This window comes from Nostoc sp. (genome assembly GCF_036916575.1).
In the GTDB taxonomy this organism is placed as follows: Bacteria; Cyanobacteriota; Cyanobacteriia; order Cyanobacteriales; family Nostocaceae; genus Nostoc.
Genome location: NZ_JBALGC010000079.1, coordinates 1 through 16,421, shown reverse-complemented (window position 1 = coordinate 16,421; position 16,421 = coordinate 1). Strand labels below are relative to the sequence as shown.

14 protein-coding genes are annotated in these 16,421 nt (G+C 41.5%); 9 read left to right on the top strand and 5 right to left on the bottom strand.

The features are described from left to right. The first annotated feature begins 84 nt into the window (after positions 1–84). The 3 genes from V7L29_RS16425 (at position 85) to V7L29_RS16415 (ending at position 1,813) form a co-directional block, all read left to right on the top strand. A complete protein-coding gene (locus V7L29_RS16425; protein ID WP_334688310.1) occupies positions 85–627 on the top strand; it encodes a DUF937 domain-containing protein in 543 nt (180 codons plus the stop codon). A 337-nt stretch (positions 628–964) separates the two neighbouring features. Beyond that, on the top strand, positions 965–1,519 hold the full coding sequence (locus tag V7L29_RS16420; protein ID WP_334688309.1) for a pyridoxamine 5'-phosphate oxidase family protein: 555 nt from the start codon (positions 965–967) through the stop codon (positions 1,517–1,519). A gap of 171 nt (positions 1,520–1,690) precedes the next feature. Beyond that, complete coding sequence (locus tag V7L29_RS16415; RefSeq protein WP_334688308.1) at positions 1,691–1,813, top strand: hypothetical protein; 123 nt, start codon at positions 1,691–1,693, stop codon at positions 1,811–1,813. Here V7L29_RS16415 and V7L29_RS16410 read toward each other — a convergent pair. The 3 genes from V7L29_RS16410 to V7L29_RS16400 form a co-directional block, all read right to left on the bottom strand. Then, the gene (locus V7L29_RS16410) at positions 1,810–1,986 is read right to left on the bottom strand and encodes a hypothetical protein (RefSeq protein ID WP_334736153.1); all 177 of its coding nucleotides are present in this window, start codon (positions 1,984–1,986) and stop codon (positions 1,810–1,812) included. The two genes, V7L29_RS16415 and V7L29_RS16410, sit on opposite strands and share 4 nt — an antisense overlap. Positions 1,987–2,126: 140 nt before the next feature. Next, positions 2,127–2,543 carry an alternative ribosome rescue aminoacyl-tRNA hydrolase ArfB gene (arfB, locus tag V7L29_RS16405; protein WP_334736152.1) on the bottom strand — a complete coding sequence of 139 codons (417 nt, stop codon included), beginning with the start codon at positions 2,541–2,543 and terminating at the stop codon, positions 2,127–2,129. 47 nt (positions 2,544–2,590) lie between these two features. Further along, positions 2,591–2,845, bottom strand: a complete 255-nt coding sequence (locus V7L29_RS16400; RefSeq protein ID WP_292828745.1) for an RNA-binding S4 domain-containing protein — start codon at positions 2,843–2,845, stop codon at positions 2,591–2,593. Between the two features lie 1,375 nt (positions 2,846–4,220). On the opposite strand from V7L29_RS16400, the gene dpdE reads away from it, so the two are divergent. The 5 genes from dpdE (at position 4,221) to V7L29_RS16375 (ending at position 11,352) form a co-directional block, all read left to right on the top strand. Next, positions 4,221–7,529 (top strand): protein DpdE, encoded by a 3,309-nt coding sequence (dpdE, locus tag V7L29_RS16395; protein ID WP_334736151.1) that lies wholly within the window; start codon positions 4,221–4,223, stop codon positions 7,527–7,529. Between the two features lie 453 nt (positions 7,530–7,982). Beyond that, positions 7,983–8,546, top strand: a complete 564-nt coding sequence (locus tag V7L29_RS16390; RefSeq protein ID WP_334736150.1) for a Panacea domain-containing protein — start codon at positions 7,983–7,985, stop codon at positions 8,544–8,546. Continuing rightward, positions 8,539–8,931: a hypothetical protein gene (locus V7L29_RS16385; RefSeq protein WP_334736149.1), complete on the top strand. Its 393-nt coding sequence runs from the start codon at positions 8,539–8,541 to the stop codon at positions 8,929–8,931. Before V7L29_RS16390 ends, V7L29_RS16385 begins: the two co-directional genes overlap by 8 nt. 141 nt (positions 8,932–9,072) lie before the next feature. Next, on the top strand, positions 9,073–10,170 hold the full coding sequence (locus tag V7L29_RS16380) for a DUF4350 domain-containing protein (RefSeq protein ID WP_334736148.1): 1,098 nt from the start codon (positions 9,073–9,075) through the stop codon (positions 10,168–10,170). Positions 10,171–10,401: 231 nt separating this feature from the next. Continuing rightward, positions 10,402–11,352: an AAA family ATPase gene (locus V7L29_RS16375; protein WP_334736147.1), complete on the top strand. Its 951-nt coding sequence runs from the start codon at positions 10,402–10,404 to the stop codon at positions 11,350–11,352. 196 nt (positions 11,353–11,548) lie between these two features. Here V7L29_RS16375 and V7L29_RS16370 read toward each other — a convergent pair whose 3' ends face one another. Further along, the gene (locus V7L29_RS16370; RefSeq protein ID WP_334736146.1) at positions 11,549–12,862 is read right to left on the bottom strand and encodes a hypothetical protein; all 1,314 of its coding nucleotides are present in this window, start codon (positions 12,860–12,862) and stop codon (positions 11,549–11,551) included. A 13-nt stretch (positions 12,863–12,875) separates the two neighbouring features. Next, on the bottom strand, positions 12,876–13,346 hold the full coding sequence (locus tag V7L29_RS16365; protein WP_334736145.1) for a hypothetical protein: 471 nt from the start codon (positions 13,344–13,346) through the stop codon (positions 12,876–12,878). 270 nt (positions 13,347–13,616) lie between these two features. Here V7L29_RS16365 and V7L29_RS16360 point away from each other — a divergent pair. Continuing rightward, a partial coding sequence (locus V7L29_RS16360; protein ID WP_334736144.1) for an nSTAND1 domain-containing NTPase occupies positions 13,617–16,421 on the top strand: 2,805 nt, incomplete at its 3' end.

Genomic DNA, 16,421 nt, shown 5'->3' with positions numbered 1-16,421 from the left:
AGTAGACTTACGAAAGTCTGTCTACATAAAAGACTTCAAACCAGTTTTGGCAAGCTTTTTGAGAACAAAGAGAGAAACAAACTTATGGGACTTTTCGATCAAATTCTCGGTGCCGTCGCTAATCCCAATCAACAGGGCAGTTTAGGTGAACTAGGAACTATTGTTAACACCGTACAGCAGTTGAGCGATACCTACGGTGGGCAGAGCCAACGCACAGGCACAGATCCGTCTACCATCCAATCAGTTTTGTCAATTGTGGGTGGTCAAGTGCGTTCTGCTTTACAACAAAAGCAAGCCACAGATGGTAATGAAGCCGCACAAACTCTAGTGAATCAATATGCTGGTACTTCTCCTAACCCCCAAGCCGTCGATTCGCTGTTTTCTCCTCAGATACAACAGCAGGTAACTGAAGTTGCTGCCCAGCGCACCGGGTTAGATGCTGGTATAGTTCAACAATTGCTGCCTCTAGCAGTACCTTTAGTGCTGAAGTTTTTGCAATCAGGTGCAAATGCTCAAAATCCCGAAACTGGCGGGAATCCTGTACTGAATTCCTTCTTGGATGCTGACGGTGATGGTGATGTCGATATCGCTGATGCCATCCAAATGGCTAGTCGGTATATGAGATAGTAATAGTTTTCCCCACTCCCAACTCCCAACTCTAGCCCTGCCAAGGTGACATATAGAAGGGAGATAGAAGGGAGAGGCTAGCGCCCGCCGTAGGATGCCCGAACGCGAACAGCGTCTCCTTTAGAGAAGGGCTGTAGGGAGAAGACCAAGCTGGCTTCCCTTAAAAAGGGGAGAAGAGAAACTCTAAAGCTCCCTAATTTATCGGGGGGTTGGGGGGATCTTCAAAGACTAGGGTACTTAAGGAGAGGTTTGAAAACACGCCCTAGTCCTTGCTAGATATTTAGCTAAGACATAGGCTGAGAATATGGGAAATTTGCAAATATAAATCAGACAGTCTATGTCTAAATTTTTTGACTGTATCACTGACGAACTGCAAGACTTTATTGCTGCCCAACATCTTTTCTTTGTTGGCTCTGCACCTTTGAGTCCTACGGGTCATATTAACCTGTCTCCTAAAGGTTTAGACTGCTTTTGCATCCTCTCTCCCAACCGAGTTGGCTACTTAGACCTCACAGGTAGCGCTAACGAAACATCAGCCCATTTGCAAGAAAATGGGCGGATAACCTTCATGTTTTGCGCTTTTGAAGAACCCGCGTGTATCCTACGTCTTTACGGTCAAGGAAACACGATTTTACCAAGTTCTCCAGACTGGAACTCGCTGTACTCTATGTTTGTGCCGATACCTGGAACTCGTCAAATTATCGTCGCTGACATTGAACAAGTACAGACTTCCTGTGGTTTTGGCGTACCACTCTATGAATATCGAGGTCAGCGCCAGACTCTAGTAAACTGGGCTAGTAAAAAAGGCGAAGAGGGAATTCGAGAATATCAACAGCAGAAAAATGTCGTCAGCATAGACGGTTTACCGACACCACTAAGTAAATTACCCTAAATTTGCCAAAAGCGGACTTTGGGGCATGAGTTATGGATTATTCTATTCGTCCACTCACACAGGAAGATGAGCCTTTTCTTTGGCAAATGCTTTACCAAGCAGCCCATATCTTAGAAGAAGGTAATTTGACAGTGCAGGATGCAATAGAATAATCCTGATTTGGCAAAATATGTGAAAAATTGGGAACGTAAAGATGATAGCGGCTTCGTCGCTATTCTGGAAAGTAGTAATCAGCCAGTAGGAGCCGCATGGCTGCGTCTATTGACAGGTGAAAATAATTGCGAATTGGTTTAAGATCCTCTCGGGTTGGTGTCACCACCAATTATTGCTTGGAACAAGTTTCCTACTAAAGAGAAAAAGGCCGAAACAAACACTACTAGCATTAAACTAGCAAGGGCAGCAAACGGAGAGATGATAAATAAGAGTAAGAGTGCAAGCATCAAAATCGTTAGTAATGTCTTATTCATCTTTTTTCACCTTTAATAGTTGCTATTCTCAAAGCTAACCAACTAAGTTATGAACTTGACCACAGTCCATAGAAGGAATTATTCTTAGTTCTCTGGTTAGATTTTGCAATCAAATTGAGTGCCCAAGTTTAATTGATAAATCAATAATCTGTCACCTGCCCTCTATTAGACTTAACCTGTCCGCGCTTACTTTTGTAGTCAAGGCGCTTTTTTTGAGAACTGCGAGTCGGTTTGGTGGGTTTGCGTTTTATCGTCACTACAACTGCACTTTGAATGAGTTCTTGAAGTCGTCTCAACGCTGACTCTCGGTTGTTCTCTTGGCTTCGGTGTTCCTGCGCTTTGATTACGACAACTCCTTCTTGGGTGATGCGTCGATCATTCAGCTTTAAAAGCTGTTGTTTATAATAATCCGGTAATGATGAAGCCGCAATATCAAAGCGCAAGTGAATCGCAGTGGAAACCTTATTCACATTTTGGCCTCCTGCTCCTTGCGAACGAATCGCACTAATTTCAATATCACTCTGTGGGATAATAACTTTGTTGGAAATTTGCAGCATTACTCACAAGGCAAAAGAATAACTTTTAAATTTCAAAGAAAAATCCTTTACTCGGTTTGTTCGGTAAAATCTATTACTACATCTTGGTCTTCATTGTTGTTCAAATTCACCTCTAAAGTCTGTCCTTCTATTGTCACTTTATCACCTGGTACTAGTCGCCGTCCTCGTCGGGTTTCCAGCATACCGTTTACTTGGACATCGCCACCTTGAATCATTAGCTTGGCTTGCCCTCCAGTTGGCACTATACCCATCAACTTTAAAAATTGATTTAACTTAATTGTGTTATCTCTGATTTTCTTCATAGTAAATAAAGGAACATGATCTTAATTGTATCGTGGCGTTATCAAGGCAAAGCGTAAATCTGTTGCACCACATAATCAGCTAAGTACAGCATTTGATTAATTCTCGGATTTACGCACTAAGAACGTAAAAACAAAGTTTAAGATTGCTTCTCTACCAGACGCTACGCGTAGCTTGCTTCCCCCTAGGGGTATGCTATCGTTGCGTATGCCTTTCAAGCCAATACGGTTCAGTTAAGGCTAAAACTCTTTCTTCAAGTCAATTTTTTTAACGAACCGCCAAGGACGCAAAGGACGCAAAGAGAAGGAAGAAATTCTTAACCCAAGCGTATTGCCTTTCAAGCACGCTACACGAACGCGATGACGTAATTTCGTCACGGTGCGTAAGTTCTAAATTCGTAGTGAATTAAAGAAAGGCAATACCCTGCAATGCCAATGCGTCCTCTGACAATGCTAATGTCTCGGCTTACAATGCCAATGCGTCCCTTTACAATGCCAATGTATCCTCTGACAATAAACATAGGAGTGAAAACGAATGTAGAGACGTTACATGTAAGTCTCTACTCTGCCGCAAGTCAGAGAGGCGGAGGCTCAATGAGGAGCATTCCCAGTCGAAGACTGGAAACGAGATGAACGAGATGACAGTTTTCATTTAATTGAACTACATATGTTGTTGGGGCACAGCGAGCGTTGCTCATTAGTGTCAACTTAAGGTGAAAGCCAGTCTCTAACCAGCTTTTAGAGATTTCCTCGAAAATAAGTCTCTGACTGTTAATGCCTAATGGGAGGGTTGCCGCCTCTGGACTTGCGGCAGCCCAATGAGGAGCATTTCTAACCTCTGGCTCTTAACGAGATTAGGACTTACGCAAGAACTCTCTGAAACTCTTATTTCTCCGTGTCCTCCGCGTCCTCTGCGGTTTGATTTTCCGTTACCTGTGCGTAAGTCCTGGAGATTTTAAAAGAGTTTTAGCTTAAGTTGACACCAATGAACAATGCTGTGCCCTTATTGTGTATTGCATCCATAAACGCGTAGCGGCTACTCTGCGAGAACGCTAAGAGCGAACCCGCAGGGTACGAGAACCGCTATATTTACGTGAAAATTGCTGATTTAACTAATTGGCTGTGGTGGAGCGTCACCGATAGCGAAGCTCTCTTTAAGTCTTCTCCCTTCGCGCAGCGTCTCCAAGAATTGGGGAGACGTCCGCCGTAGGATGCCCGTAGGGCTGTGGGCAGCGAGCGTCACAGCCCGTCGTAGACATCGCTATGACAAAAACTGTAATACCAGTTTATTATCTATAATGTTGATCGACAAAACTGCTAGACATAGGTTAAAAACTAGTCTGGAAGGTTCTTTTAGTGCGTTCAGGGGACTGGATCTATGATTAAGCTTGGTTTATTAGTACAGTCCCAGAATAACTCTTTGGGTATAGGAAAAGTTACGGAAATATCTGATGCCAATGCAAATGTTGAGTATTTCTGCTCAATAGGGCAACGTCTCCAAAAAACTTTACCTTTAAATTCGCTCTCTGAAGTCAGGCTTGAACCCCAAGCTCGATGCTATATCAAGTCCCAAACTCAGGAGAAATGGATAGTTGGCAGAATTTTCATCTGGGATGAAGACACAGAAATGTATCAAATTGATTTACCAGATAAGAAAACTGCAATTGCTTGTGAAGAAGAAATTTACGTTCGTTGCAATTTACCCAACACTGACCCCATCGAAACTCTAGCAATGAAGGGTCACGAAACGCCCTATTTCCACGACAAAAGATTGGCTTTCGTGAAATCCTTGATTCAGCAACGCGCTGTCAGTCGGGGGATGACGGGACTGATTTCGGCAAATATTAATCTTTATCCTCACCAAATTGAAGTTGTGCGGCGGGTACTGGAAGACCCAATTCAACGCTATTTGCTAGCAGACGAGGTGGGACTAGGAAAAACCATCGAAGCGGGTGCGATTCTGCGTCAATTCCTCCTCGATGAACCGAAAAAAGGTGCGGTGGTCATAGTTCCGCAATATTTGCTCAAACAATGGCAAACTGAGTTAGAAAACAAGTTTTACATTTCCCATTTTCCAAAACGGGTAGCGGTACTGGCGGTTGAAGATATTCATAAAATCAACCTGAAAGCGAAGATAGGCTGCTTAATTTTAGATGAAGCCCATCACATCGCAGCGATGGCAACCTCTAAGGATGCGGCAGTGCGCCAGCGTTTTGAAACTTGTAAAAATATTGCTCATAAAAGCGATCGCTTACTTTTATTATCTGCCACTCCTGTTCTCAATCATGAGCAGGATTTTCTGGCCATGTTGCACTTGCTCGACCCGACAACCTATAAACTTGGTGATTTAGCAGGTTTTCGTGCCAAAGTTGAAAGCCGTCAGCAAATTGGTAAAGTTCTACTTTCTTTTAATGAAAGTGCGGAACCTCTTGTTCTCAAAAGCAACTTGCAGCAACTGCGAAATCTCTTTGCTGAAGATAAGTATTTACTGAAGCTGGCGGATGATTTAGAAAATTTAAAAGCAAATTCTCCTGAGCAAGAGCAAATCGTCCAAGCGATTCGCATCCACGTCAGCGATACTTATCGACTACATCGGCGAATGCTTCGCAACCGTCGTGCTGCCGTGGAAGATGTGATATTTGACCGCAATTTTACGCCGAAACAAGAGTATGATTTAGACGAGCGATCGCCTGATATCCACGAACTGATCAATGAATGGCGTAATGTTGCTCCTGATGAAAAGCAATATCAGCGAATTTTTCTGCTGTTATTCCTAGCTTCTGGTACTTGGTTAGGCATTTTAGAACAGGTAATTAGCGCCCGGTTAACTGAGAAGCCCCATTCTAAACTCATCCAGGAGTTTAAAGAAGATGATGTTCGCCTATTAACTACAACCCCCAAATTCTCAGGGGAAGAAGAGATTCTGCAATCCTTACTAAAAATTGTTCGTCAACCTCAAGAAGACGGAGAACGGACGGAAAATTTGAAAACAGTGCTGCTGAATCAGCTAGGTACGTACTTCAAAATTCCCGCAAACGTTCGGAAGAATCAAAAGGAATTTATTACTAGGATACAGCAGAGAATTCAAAGACCAATTACTGGCGATATTCTGCCCAAATTTATTGTATTTACGAGTTTTGTGCAAACTTGTGCAGAAATTGTTCGGTATTTGTCTGATATCTTTGGTGCCCAGACAGTAGCCAGCCATCAATTTGGAGAATCACCAGACAGGGTTGAGGAAGGCTTAAATAGGTTCAAGAATAACCCAAACTGCTTTATTCTAGTATGCGATCGCTCTGGAGAAGAAGGACGTAACCTCCAGTTTGCCGATTGGTTAATTCATTTTGACCTTCCTTGGTCGCCTAATCAATTAGAACAGAGAATTGGCAGACTTGACCGCATTGGTAGCAAAATTGGCATCCAATCCTGTGCCTTGATTGGTCCATATTTAGAAGATAGCCCTCACAATGCTTGGTATCAAGTATTGAAAGATGGGTTTGGTATTTTCCAACAATCAATTGCCAGTCTACAGTTTTATGTGGATGAGAAACTTGCAGAATTAGAAACAGTTTTGTTTCAATCAAGTGCTGCTGGATTATTAGAAATGATTTTGCCGATTCAAGAGGAAATTGACGCTGAAATAGCAAAAATTAGCGAACAGAATGCTCTAAATGAAATTGACGCTAACGACGAAATTGCCACCCAATATTTTCAAGATTTAGATAATTACGATGCTTGTCATCTAGAAATTAAGCGAGCAATTGAAGGCTGGATTTATGACGCGCTGGGATTCAGGGTACTCAATAACCCAGATTCATCAGAGATTCGACGTTATCAACCGACAACGCGGACATTGGTTCCCATAAATGAGTTAAAAGACCGTTTTGCTGAGAGTTCTTTAGACCAATTTGGTACTTATAATCGTCGGGTAGCAAATCAGAATTCTAGTATTAAACTCTTTCGGATTGGGGAAGGATTCGTAGAAGCCCTCTTGAACTATATAAATTGGGATGACCGAGGTGAAGCCTTTGCGATGTGGCGCACTGATGCATCTTGGGATGCTAAAGAAGGGAAGGAATGGTTTGGTTTCCAATGCAATTATGTAGTCGAGACAAATTTAAAAAATGCCAAACAAGTTTTAACTGATTACAAACTAGATAATTCTCAATTCAAAATCTTGCAGCGACGTGTTGATGCTCTATTTCCGCCTATTATAGAAACTATCTATGTTGATGGTCGCAAGCAGCCAATACGTGTTGTTGAGGATAAAGCCCTCTTAAGTATTCTCCAACGTCCATATAAAGATAAAAACAATAATCAAGGACGAGATTACAATCTGGCAAAAGAGCGCTTAGGAATTATTGACGATTTTGTTGACCCTAGTAAATGGCAAAAATTTTGCTATCAAGTGCGTAACACTTCTTCAGAATTACTCTCCAATCGTCCGGATTTTATTGACTTATGTCAAAGTTGTGCTAATGTTGCCGAAAATAAATTAGCCAATAGAGTAGAACAATTACGCCTACGCCTGAACCAGCAAAGTTCGGATCAGGCATTAGCTGAAGAATTGAAGATAGAAACTGCTTTAAATGCAGCGATTCTAGAGGGAATTCGTCAGCCGCTTCTGAGGCTTGATTCTGTCGGTTTCATTATTGTATCGGGGCGATCGCTTGTGCAATTTGAGTGAGATTATGTGCAGTTAAATAGCGATAATATCGCCGTTAAACCTGCCTGCAAAAAGGGATTAGGCGGGTTTTTTATTATCGTTGTTGTTCCAGGGCAAACGCATCTAAATTACTCTTGATCACAACCAAGGCAAAGAACCAACGACAAAATCAGCATTTCTCATTTGGTTTAGTTTTCAAGACTCAAAGCGATGTCTACGACGGGCTACGCCTACGCTAAAGTTGTGTCAATAAGCAGGGATTAATGCGACTATTTTAGAGCTTATTGAAAATAAAATCCTCTTGTTGACATGATGCGTTTGCCCTGGTTGTTGTTCCCATGCTGAACATGGAAACGACAACGAGTTTCACTTTTTCTGTCACCGAGAATAATAATTTCCTCTGCCCTTGGCAATGTGTCAGCGATCGCCAGGGTTTACAATAGAATTATACTAGTGTGAAGCAATCGCTTCAGAATGCTTATGCTAATCCAGTTTCGGTTTCATCCTGAGAAAGCCGTTGAAGCCGCAGCGGTACTCTTAAAGTTGCACGGTAAGCCTATGAAGTATTTAGGCTTACTTAAGATGCTTTATATAGCTGACCGTGTTGCATTGAAACGCATGGAACAACCGATTACTGGTGATCATTACGTGTCGATAGATTACGGCCCTGTTCTGAGCGGTGTTTATGACCTAATTAAGGGAAGGCCCGTTGATGATGCCTTACCTCTCTGGTCTAAGTTCATTTCTCCTCGTAATGAAAATCATGTTTCCTTGTTGGATGATCCAGGAGACGAAGACCTTTGTGAAGAGGAAGAGGAAATCATTGAGCAGGTTTATCAAGCTTTTGGGCATCTTGACCCAATTGAAGTTGCTGAGTGGACTCATGACCTTCCAGAATGGAATAACCCTCATGGCTCTACCATCCCGATTTCGGTAGAGGATATTCTCAAAAATGTAGGCAAGAGTGACGAGGAAATCAGGGAAATTCAGCAAGAAGCCATTCGAGAAGCATATCTAGATGGGGTTTTGAATGGCTAGCATCACCATTAATTTGGGAGATGCATTTTTGCTGGATACGCCTCCTAATAGTGAACACCTCTACATCGCAATTGCACAAACATCTGAAAGCAACTATCTGTTCGTCAATGTCACTACCCGCAGACCTAATTCTGAAACTTCCTGTGTTCTCCTACCAGGTTCAGGTATACCAAGCTTTATAGTCCATGAGTCGATAATAGCTTATCAGTTTACTCGTGAGATGGATGCTACTCAACTAGCTCTTTTTATTACCATTGGTAGCCCTATTCCGAAAGGGACTTGTTCGATGGCTGTTATTACACAGATTCAGCAAGGTGGTTTAGTCTCCAAGCGGTTGAAGAAGAGGTATAAAACAGCTCTGAAAGCTTTTTTGGGAATACCGTAGGATGTCAAAGATAGCAGTCACATATAGAGAGCGTAGTGCTGGGAAACTAAGATAAAATTAATTATATTTTTGACTTTAACTGAAAAATCAGTAAGTATTAACACTAGTAATACTGAAACGAAGTGATTACAGTGATCGAAAATGAAACGTTCAAATCGCCTTGCTTGGATGGGAGCGATCGCACTAGCAGCGATCGTTTTACTTAGTTTGTTTGCGGCTCCCAATAATACTAAACTTAACACTGGCTCTACTTATAATCGCGCCTCTGATGGCTATGGTGCTTGGTATGCTTTTATGCAACAGCAGGGAATTTCTATCAAGCGCTGGCAAAAGCCTTTTAGTGATATTCAGCCAGACAACAGCCCAGTTATCTTCCTACAGGTAAGCGGTCATCCAAGGGAAACGATACTGGATAGTCAAGAGCGGGAATGGGTAGAAAAAGGGAATACTTTGATAATTTTGGGTGCAGGGGCGCGGGTTACAGAAGCGGAGTTTAGCACCATGCAGAAATCTCCCCAAGGTGATATCAAAATTGATACACGTAGACGATATAAGAAAGCTAATTCCAAGCAAGTTGATTTAGGCGATCGCTTTGGTGCTGTTGTCTGGGAAGAAAATTACAAAGAGGGAAAGGTGATTTTTTCTACCACTCCTTATTTAGCCGCCAACGCTTACCAAGATTATTTAAGTAATTTCAAATATCTAGCCAATTTGGTTACTGAAAAAGGTAACACAGTATTTGTCGATGAATACATCCACGGCTATAAAGATGCCGATGTCAGGAAGAAAGAAAGCGAAGGGAATTTATTTAGTTTTTTTGCTAAAACTCCTTTATTTCCAATATTAATGCAGGGATGTATCCTACTATTGATACTAATTTGGGCACAGAATCGCCGCTTTGGGAAGCCAGTAGCTTTAGATACACTAGTTATAGATAACAGTGAGGCATACATCCAAGCTTTAGCAGGAGTCTTGCAGAAAGCTGATACCACCGACTTTGTTGTAGAGATGGTGGGTAAAGAAGAACAACTACAACTCCAAAAAGCCTTGGGATTAGGGCAAGTACTTTTAGAACCTCAAGCCTTGATCAATTTCTGGATAGAAAAAACAGGCGCAAGTGCAGCAGAACTAGATGCAGTTTTAAAGCTACAATCTGGCAAAAAATCCATCAGTGAACGAGAACTGTTAAGCTGGTTGGGGAAATGGCGAAGCCTGCGGGAAATTCAAAATTCAAAATGACGCTCTCTACGAGACGCGCAAGGGACGCGGACTCGCTCTAAGCGTTGGCGCAGCCTCTCGAAGAGAAGCTATGCCGTTGGCGTTCGCGGAGCGTGTCGCAGACAAGCCTCTCGTTCGCTGTCTTCGTCTCTGAAAGAGAAGAGAAGGCTTTACGCTCCGCTAACAAAATTCAAAATTAATTTTTGGAATTATGCATAATATTTCTGCATGAGTTATTTATCAATAAAAAATATGAGCGAAACCCATCCTATCTTAATTCGCCTTGGTCAAGGTCTTAATCAAGTAATTGTCGGACAATCTAGCCTAATACAGCAACTTTTAGTAGCACTCCTAGCGGGTGGACACGTAATTTTGGAAGGAGTACCAGGAACTGGTAAAACTCTCCTAGTAAAAGTGTTAGCGCAGTTAATCCAAGGGGAGTTTCGCCGGATTCAACTAACACCAGATGTCTTACCTTCAGATATCACTGGTACAAATATTTTTGACTTGAATATCCGCAATTTCACTTTGAAAAAAGGGCCAATATTTACTGAAGTGCTGCTAGCAGACGAAATCAACCGTACTCCTCCTAAGACACAAGCGGCGCTGCTAGAAGCGATGGAAGAGATGCAGGTAACGCTGGATGGTGAAAGTCTGCCCTTACCAGATTTATTTTGGGTGATTGCAACCCAAAATCCCCTAGAATTTGAAGGGACTTATCCCTTACCAGAAGCGCAGTTGGACAGATTTTTATTTAAGCTGGTGGTAGATTACCCCGATCAAGCTGCCGAAAAGCAAATGTTACTCAATCGTCAGGCGGGTTTTGCAGCACGGCGCTTGGATATTAGCCGTTTGAAACCAATAGCAACAGTAGCCGACATTTTGCAAGCACGACAAGCAGTCAAAGAAGTTAAAGTATCAGAAGCGATCGTTGATTATTTGTTGGCGTTGGTGAGAACATCGCGTCAATATCCTGATTTAACTTTGGGTGCATCGCCTCGCGCCGCTGGTGCTTGGTTGCAGACATCTCAAGCCCTAGCGTGGTTGGCTGGAAGAGATTTTGTGACGCCAGATGATGTTAAAGCAGTTGCATCGCCGCTGCTACGTCATCGCCTAATTTTGAAACCAGAAGCGATGCTGGATGGTTTACAAATGGATGCGGTAATTGCGTCGGTAATTAATCAAGTACCAGTTCCAAGGTGAGAAAATTCTTTGTAACTACTAAAGTGCGATCGCTTTCAGGGGTTCTTTTTATTGACCTTATAGAGCAGTTTCCCACAACATTACCATCGTTGTAATTATTTCTATAGATAAATAGTATTTAAATACTGAGGATATTAGATCATTTCACGATAGCCGTTCGCGATAGCGTCTCCAAAGGAGAAAGCTTAAGCTTCGCTTATCGCAATCGTTTTCTCAGCCCCCAAACCACAAAACTAACAATGATTCCAACTATTAGACTGAAACTGGAAGGGGATTCGTAAAAGAGGTGAACTTGCTTAAAAATCTCTTTACACTCTTTTATGGGTTCTTTTACTAGAGATACGGTTGCTATACCAGCACCCGCAACAGCTACAAGCTCTTGGAAGTTATGCTCTCGTTCTGCTTTTTCGGCTTCTATGCGACTGCGAGTAGCATTAATTGTATCTTCTAAAAGTTGCAAGCCAAGCTGCATATTTTCGATATCTTTGGTAATTTGTGGTAAATATTTTTTGGTGGCTAGGTTGCTAAATTTTTCTAAAAAATCTAACTGATTGTTTTGACCTGCTTTTTCTTTAATCAAAGCCAAGCGGATTTGATAATTAGATAAATTAATTTCAATAATTTGTTTTTGAAAAGAGAGGTTGAGTAAGTCGATTGTATATTGCTGGAGAATATTATCAATATTATTTAAAATCTTGCGAGAAGTTGTAATATTCTGCTTTTCTTGCCTAGAATTACTTTGATTGGTAATTTTTCTATTTTCTTCAATCTGTTTATAATGATTGAGCAGAGATTCTTTGACTAAACGACTTTGCCAATAAGCCCACCAAATCTTATTTCGATAACAAAATAATCCCATCCAATCTTTATAAAATTCCGCAGCTTGTTCTGCACTCTCTCGATTAGTATAAATAGCAATAATTACATAATGTTCGTGACTATTTAGAGCATTGCTTGCTTCTTCTAGGCTGTAATTTGTATTTTCTGAACGCCATATTTCAAAAATTTTTCCATCTAAAAAAGTACCTTTTTCTGGTTGCCAATAAGTATCTTTAAATAAAGCATAATAGCAATCTTTGGCAATATCTTCAGGATTTTGAGACGAGTTTTCTGGTAGCCAACCAGAAAGCAACCAGGTTTGTCCTATTGTTGCCAGTTCTTTATTTAGTTTTTGTTCGATTTCAGTTTTTAAAATTGCAAAAGACTTAGCTGGTTGAGTTTCAGTTTGATTATTAATAGAACAATCAACTTGTAAGCCATAAGTGTCATTTAATCTAACAGCATAATAGTATCCTTCTAAAATTTTATTCTGGGAAATAAAGTTAATTTGAGTAGGATGGGTAATCTCTAAATACTCGGTTTCAATGTCAGGATCGTTAAATTGAGTATTAGAGGGTAATTGAGCTAAAAAAGCTGCTTTGTTTTTTTCTGTTTCTGCATCAGTTGTATTTAAAGAAGTTTTTAAAGCATATAAAAATAAATCGAGTGTAGGATAGATTAAATCGCTCATGACAAGGGAAAAACTAATTTGATGGATTGGATTGAGATAAAAATTGTTTCCATTTTTCTAAAAATGTGACTTGTTTAACTGTTTCTTCTGGTTTTTCAGAACTACCAACAATCACTACAACATTATTGAGTTGGCTTTCGTAACCTGTAGCTTCATATTTTGGTTTAAAGCCTCTAGTTATTGGAGCCTTTTCAAGAGTATTGAGTCTACTAATTTCTGCTTCAGTAGGAAGTAAATCAGCAGGAATTTCTTCTATATTATCTAATTTAGATTTATAAAATTGATAAGACTTATTTAAGTCAGGATTTGGGGTAATTATTTCTAATAAAAGTCCTTTAATATAGTCTTCCCAAGCTTTGGGTTGGGTATCTAATTGCTTGGCAACTTCCTTTAAATTCTGTTTCTCTTGTTCTCCAAGCGCGGTTTTTAAGTCTTGAAACGCCAAGAGAAAAGCAATGATAGTATTGTCAGCCTTTGTGTTCATAGGTTTTTATACCAAACTCACTACGATTAGTATAAACATAATTTAAGTGAGATAATTACAGCAGATATCTTGATGTTCAGTTTTTATTTTTTATGTCTAGAAAGAATAATTCATTAAATGTAAAGTTATTTATGATACTTTAAACCTGCGTGAATTAATGTAGTTTATTGCACGCTATTCTAGTGATTTTCTGTACAAACTAAAGAATGCTGTGGACAGATTTTGCCTACAGTTCAACAAAAAGTTCTAATGGTTAGTCAGGTAATAAAAATGGCATCGGAATGGGCGGCTATTGTTATTGGAATTAATTATTACCCAGAATACACCACCCTAAAGCCGCTAACAGCAGCAGCAGATGATGCTGAGAAAATTGCCGAACAATTAGAACAATACGGTTATAGACCTTTTCGGGCTCAGTGTTTACCTAGAACTTTAAACCAGAAGGGAGAAAGTAAAATCGATCGCCAAGGGGCGGTAAAGGTGCAAGAATTGAGAGAGGCGATCGCTAATCTCTTCAATCCTCCTCCTCCTAACCCCATCCCAGAAACAGCGTTATTCTTCTTTTCAGGACATGGGTGGTGCAAAACTGTGGTGGGCAAAGAAGAAGTATTTCTAGCTACCAGTGATGCCCTACCTGAAAAAGCAATCTATGGTATACCCTTAAGTTGGTTGGGAGAGCAGTTGCAAAGAAGTCAGGCTAAACGAGTTGTTGTTTGGCTAGATTGCTGCTATAGCGGTGAATTGTTGAAGTTTATTCCCAGAGATAAAGATTACTGTTTAATTACTGCAACCCGTTCTTATGAAACTGGAGTCGAAATTCCCCATACGCAGGGGTTGTTGACGGAGGCGTTACTTGCAGGATTGAACCCGGAAAATGACGCAGATGGGATCATCAATAGCCACAAATTGGCAGATTTCATTATCAGCCAAATGCCGAATACAGTCCAGCGTCCGTTAATTGCCAATTCCCCACGAGCAATTCTGCTGAGTACTAAGTTTTCTCAAAAAAGCTTTCAGGATAAGTGTCCTTATCGTTCCCTGTCGTATTTTAGCGAGACAAAGGAAGATGCTGAGGTTTTTTATGGGCGGAGTGCGCTAACTCAGGAGTTGATTAAACAGGTAAGAGAGAAGCATCGCCTAATTGCTGTATTAGGAGCTTCCGGTAGTGGAAAATCATCTCTGTTACGGGCTGGGTTATTCTACCAGCTGAAGCTAGGGCAAGAGATTCCAGGGAGCGATCGCTGGACTTATATTACTCCCTTTACGCCTAAAGAATCTCCTGTTAAAAGTTTACAGGAGTCTTTTTCACTCTCCTTGCCGAATCTTTTTTATCCAGGGACACCGGAAAATATTACCCATGTCATCGGCGAGAGGTTAAAAGTATTAAACACACCAGTCATTTTGATTATCGACCAGTTTGAAGAATGCTTTACTATGGGCGATGACAGCCAGCGTCAGGGATTCTTTGACTGTTTACGAGAATTAATTGACTGTACGGATAACCTCTATATTTTCATTGGGATGCGATCAGATTTTCGGGGGAGATGGCGAGAATATCCCGAATTTGTTGGCAGAATCCATAAACCTTACATCAACGTCGAACACCTCAACCGTCAGGAAATTGCAGAAGCGATTACTAAACCGGCTGATTGGGTAGGATTAGGCATAGAGGGAAGATTAAAACAGCAACTAATTAATGATGTTGAGGATTACCCCGGAAGTTTGCCTTTGCTGCAATATACTCTAACAGAATTGTGGCGTGAGTCGAGAAATCAAGGCGATGAGGTTCTCAGCCTGAAAACTTATGAGGATTTAGGCGGGGTTGAAGGAACGCTACAAAAACGCGCCGATGCTGTTTACGAAAGTCTTTCTCCAACAGAAAAAACTGTGGCGCGGCGGATTTTTCTGGAATTGACGCAAATGGGAGAAACCACAGATGTACGGCGGCGTGTGCGTTTGGGCGAGTTGGTTAATTCCCATCATGCTTTGGAACTGTTGCAACAGGTGAGTGAGAAGTTAGCCGATAAAGATGCACGATTAATTACTAAGACAGATGAGCCGGATTCCCATGATGTAATTTTAGATGTTGTCCACGAAGCCTTAATCCGCCACTGGCAAATGTTGCGGGAGTGGAAAGAGGAATATAAGGTGGGAATAGGCATTGAGCGGCAGATTGAAGCGGAAGCCCAAGAATGGGAGAGGAATGATAAAAAGCCAGGATTCCTTAGAAAAGATGACAGATTAGCAGTAGCAGAGGGATATTTAGCTAGATTTGGTGATTGGCAAATGCTGAATGGGGTAGCCGAGGTGTACATTCAGGAGAGTCAAGGACTGCGAAATCGGCTGGTTCGAGAAGAAAAAGAAAGCATAAAAATAGAAGCACAAAGGAAACAGCGAAATCAATTTGTAACTATATTTGCTACTCTATCCTTTGGGTTAGCTGGATTAGCTGTTTATCAATGGTGGAACGCTCAAAAAAATGCTAAGGTAGCGCAACAACAAGGTGTAATTGCTCTGGCGCAAACTTCTGAAGCTTCCCTACTGTCGGACAGGCAACTTGAGGCTGCGGTTGCAGCTACACAATCAGGTAGGCAAATTTCAGGTAGAATACTTCAGGATGCCAATTTAGAACAAACCGCTAACCAGCAAGCTGTATTTGCACTCAAGCGAGCAATTTACAATACCCAAGAGAGAAACCGCTTAGAAGGGCATAGCTCTGCGGTCAATAGCGTAGCATTTAGCCCCGATGGTAAGACCATCGCTTCTGCTAGTTCTGACAATACCGTGAAAGTCTGGGATGCGGCGACAGCTAAAGAAATCACCACCTTCAAAGAGCATAGCTCTGCGGTCAATAGCGTAGCATTTAGCCCCGATGGCAAGACCATCGCTTCTGCTAGTTCTGACAATACCGTGAAAGTCTGGGATGCGGCGACAGCTAAAGAAATCACCACCTTCAAAGGGCATAGCGATGCGGTCAGGGGCGTAGCATTTAGCCCCGATGGCAAGACCATCGCTTCTGCTAGTTCTGACAATACCGTGAAAGTCTGGGATGCGGCGACAGCTAAAGAAATCACC